The organism is Streptomyces sp. NPDC005070 (assembly GCF_053600395.1).
The window spans coordinates 1-3,133 of sequence record NZ_JBSFZS010000329.1 but is presented as its reverse complement, the minus strand read 5'-3'; the positions used below and the strand labels follow the sequence as shown (position 1 = coordinate 3,133).

The following is a 3,133-nucleotide window of genomic DNA, read 5'->3' as shown; positions in this document are numbered from 1 at the left end:
GGCGATGCATGTCCGCGCGGCACGGCGCAACGGCCTCACGCCCGAGCCCGCGGTGCCGGTATCGGCTGCGCATGTTCCAGGTTTCCGCGGTCATCTGCGGTCTCGGCCGCCGGTCTCTGGTGTCCCCGTCGCTCTGGCCCGCCCGTCATGGCGTTCACCATGAGGCGCGGTCGCGTTCGGCGGCCCTTGCCGGGGCGCGAGAGGTGCTCGCCTGCAGTGCCACCCGGGCGGCTCAGCATTGGGCCCGCCGAGCATCTGCGTTGTGCTTGGCTGCTGCCGGCCAGCTTCTTGTGCCACGTCCACCGGCCCTGAATGATCGAGCCTCGGTCGAACGTCCAGTGGGTCAGGCGCGTGGGCGGCGCCGTCGCAGCAGGCGCCGTCGTCGAGGGGTGCGGAAGACCGCATAGAGCCCGGCGGCGAAGGAGAAGACGAACAGGCCACCGGCCGTCGCGGCGATGATGGGGGCGGGGGCGCCGGCCGAGGCCAGGACCGAGCCGACCGCCGTCATCGCGAGGACCGCGATAACCCCGACGGCCAGCAGGGGAATGCTGCGGGCGGTGGGTGACTTCGAGGAGGTCACCAGCCGCACTTCGGCCTTGAGGTGCCGGACGTCGATGACGACGGAGGCCGTCTCTTTGTCGATCAGAACCCCACGGCCCTCATCGGGCTGTTCGTTGGTCAGGTCGGTGGTGCGGGTGGCCGAGCCGTTGGTGTGGGTCATGCGCTTGCCATCCATCGCGATGTCGATGTTGGAAGAGCCGCGACCGCCGTTCGTGCGCGGTCTCGGTGAGCGACTGCAACCACCCTTAGTGATCTTGAGTCGACTCTACGCAACAAAGTAGCACCGCCGTAAGGCGGATGACCAGATGATGCATGCCGATAATGCGCCCAATGCATGCTGTTTATATGCCAGTTGGAGGGCTGGGTGGCTCCTGTTGCAGGTGATGCCGATGGGGGGCCACCCTCGTGCCGTCCAGAGCCCGGTTCTCCCGTGGCGGCCCCGTCGTGAAGCTGTCCCCGTATCGGTTCCCGTGCCGCGCAACGGAGTTACCGGACATCCGGGATGCGCGGCCGCCGGAGGTGGCGGACGTCTCGGCCGACTTCCCGTCAGTGGCGTCGAGTTGGGAGGCGCCTTCCCTCATGTCGGGTACCCCTCGGGGTGATTGCCTCCCGCGTGGCGGTCCGTCTGTACGCGCATCCGCGCACGGGCGGTGCAGTCACCTGAAGCCCCGGGAACGGCTGCCCTTCCGCCTCGCGCCTCTGCGGCCGGACGCCACTCGCCGAGCGTGCCGACCGAATGCCGCATGCGAATAATCAGCGCAACAAGCGCCGAACAGATGGTTTTTAACTTGACGTCACGGGGGATAAGGAGTGTACTGGACCGGCATCACCACACTGGCACAGGTGGGGAGCTACGGGGGTGCGGGCTCATGGGCGATCAATTGGGGTTCGCTCGTGGGTACCGATTGCACGACCTGGGGGAGGAAGGCAGCCGCGGCAAAGGCCGCGGTGTGCCTGCTTCGGCGTGTCGATCGCCCGACGTGTGCACGCAGTGTGGTCCGTCACCGCCCGACGGGGATCGGCGGTGCGACGATTGAGGAAGCGTGGAAGATGACTGCGAGCACCGCATCCAGCCGACGAGAGACCACCACCGCCGAACGCGTCACGGTCAACCTCAGTGCCCGGTCCTCCGCGGCCCTGGAAGCCGCCGCCGGCCTGTCAGGTGACACGAAGACGGACACGATCAACCGCGCCATCCAGGTCTACGCGTACCTGGAGGAGATCGCCAGCCGCGGCGGCGAGCTCTTCGTCCGGGAGCCCGACGAGGAGTCCCCGGTCCGACTCCGGTTCTTCTGACGCCCGTCGGCCGGTTCCGGCCGCCCGGCGCATCCGTCCGGTTCGTGAGGGAGGGGCACGATGATCCAGTACGACCAGCGACTCCCCAGTTCTCCGGCGCAGGTCGCGCACCCGCTTGCCGCGGGGAACCCCGAACACTCCGACGCCGAACGGCTTGAGTTGCTTCGCCAGGAACTGGACTCGCTTCGCCGGAAAATGAACCGGCACTCCGATACGGCGATCGCCGTCTGGGCCGTCGGAGAATGCTCCGTCGGCAAGACCGTGCAGGTGGCCGCGCTGTTCAGTTCACCGTCGCCGGCACCGTCGCCGGCGTCCCCGTCTTCAGGCAGCCGGGTGCGCGTCGTGGACACACCGGGGCTGACAGACGCCGTCGCCGCCGATCGGCCGACGGTTGATGAGGAAGGCGTACTGCCACAACGCGGTACACCAAGGCGTCCAGCACCGCTGCTGCCGTCAAGGCGTCGCGTCTGCCGACGGCCGGCTGCCAGTTGTCGGCCAGGGCAGGTGGCTGGTGGGAGGGCGTCCCCCGTCAAACGACGGCGCCCACCACCGATAGCCCAAGGTCTGGCCGGTCATTGCCTGCTCCGGCGCGGTCTGCGCGAGGAACCCCTTCCCAGGTGCCGCAGCAGTTGAGCCCGCCTGATCCCGTTCGGGCGGTGGAAAACCACCCGAGGCGGACAGCCCGCAGGAGACTGCCCCGCACGCGGGGCAAAGCTTCGCACGGGGATGATCGGTTGCGGCGGCTGCGCTTCTCACCGAGGGCTACTCTCGGCGCGTGATCGTCCATTGGACCGAGTGGCCACCACGCAAGCGGCCCCCGCGTCGGCGCGCCATGACGGGGGCCGCGGTGGTGCTGGTCGCAGGGTTCGTCTGGTGGGCCACTCGCCCGGTGACGCCGCCATGCGCCGATCCTGTGGTCCTGATGGGGCCGAGCACGTACATAGGCGCATCGGGTGAACTCACGCCTGCGGGCGAGGCGTACCTGAAACGCCGGGCGGAGAAGGCGAGGGCATCGGGGGAGTGCGCACCGATCCGCGCCCGCTGGCACGGCTGACTGAGCTGACGCCCCGCCAGGGCTAACAACGCTGTGACGATCGTTTCCCCAGGTCTGGAGCCCGGCGCGCCGCACTGCTACGATTGATCTTGAGCTGAACGGCGGAAGTCGCGCCGGTTGGTGATGCGTTGGTGGTCCAAGGAAAGACGCCCCGCTTCCTGCGGGGAAATGCAGGTGCAAGGCCTGCCCGGCGCTCTGTGAAGACCCTGTCCCGGTTGCCCG

General features: G+C 68.6%; 2 protein-coding genes. One reads left to right on the top strand and one right to left on the bottom strand.

What is annotated here, in order from left to right:
- Positions 1-343: 343 nt before the first annotated feature.
- Positions 344-721: a hypothetical protein gene (locus tag ACWEBX_RS38570; protein WP_451889380.1), complete on the bottom strand. Its 378-nt coding sequence runs from the start codon at positions 719-721 to the stop codon at positions 344-346.
- An 890-nt stretch (positions 722-1,611) separates the two neighbouring features.
- Here ACWEBX_RS38570 and ACWEBX_RS38565 point away from each other — a divergent pair.
- Positions 1,612-1,857: a hypothetical protein gene (locus ACWEBX_RS38565; RefSeq protein ID WP_365490211.1), complete on the top strand. Its 246-nt coding sequence runs from the start codon at positions 1,612-1,614 to the stop codon at positions 1,855-1,857.
- The last annotated feature ends 1,276 nt before the right edge of the window (positions 1,858-3,133 follow it).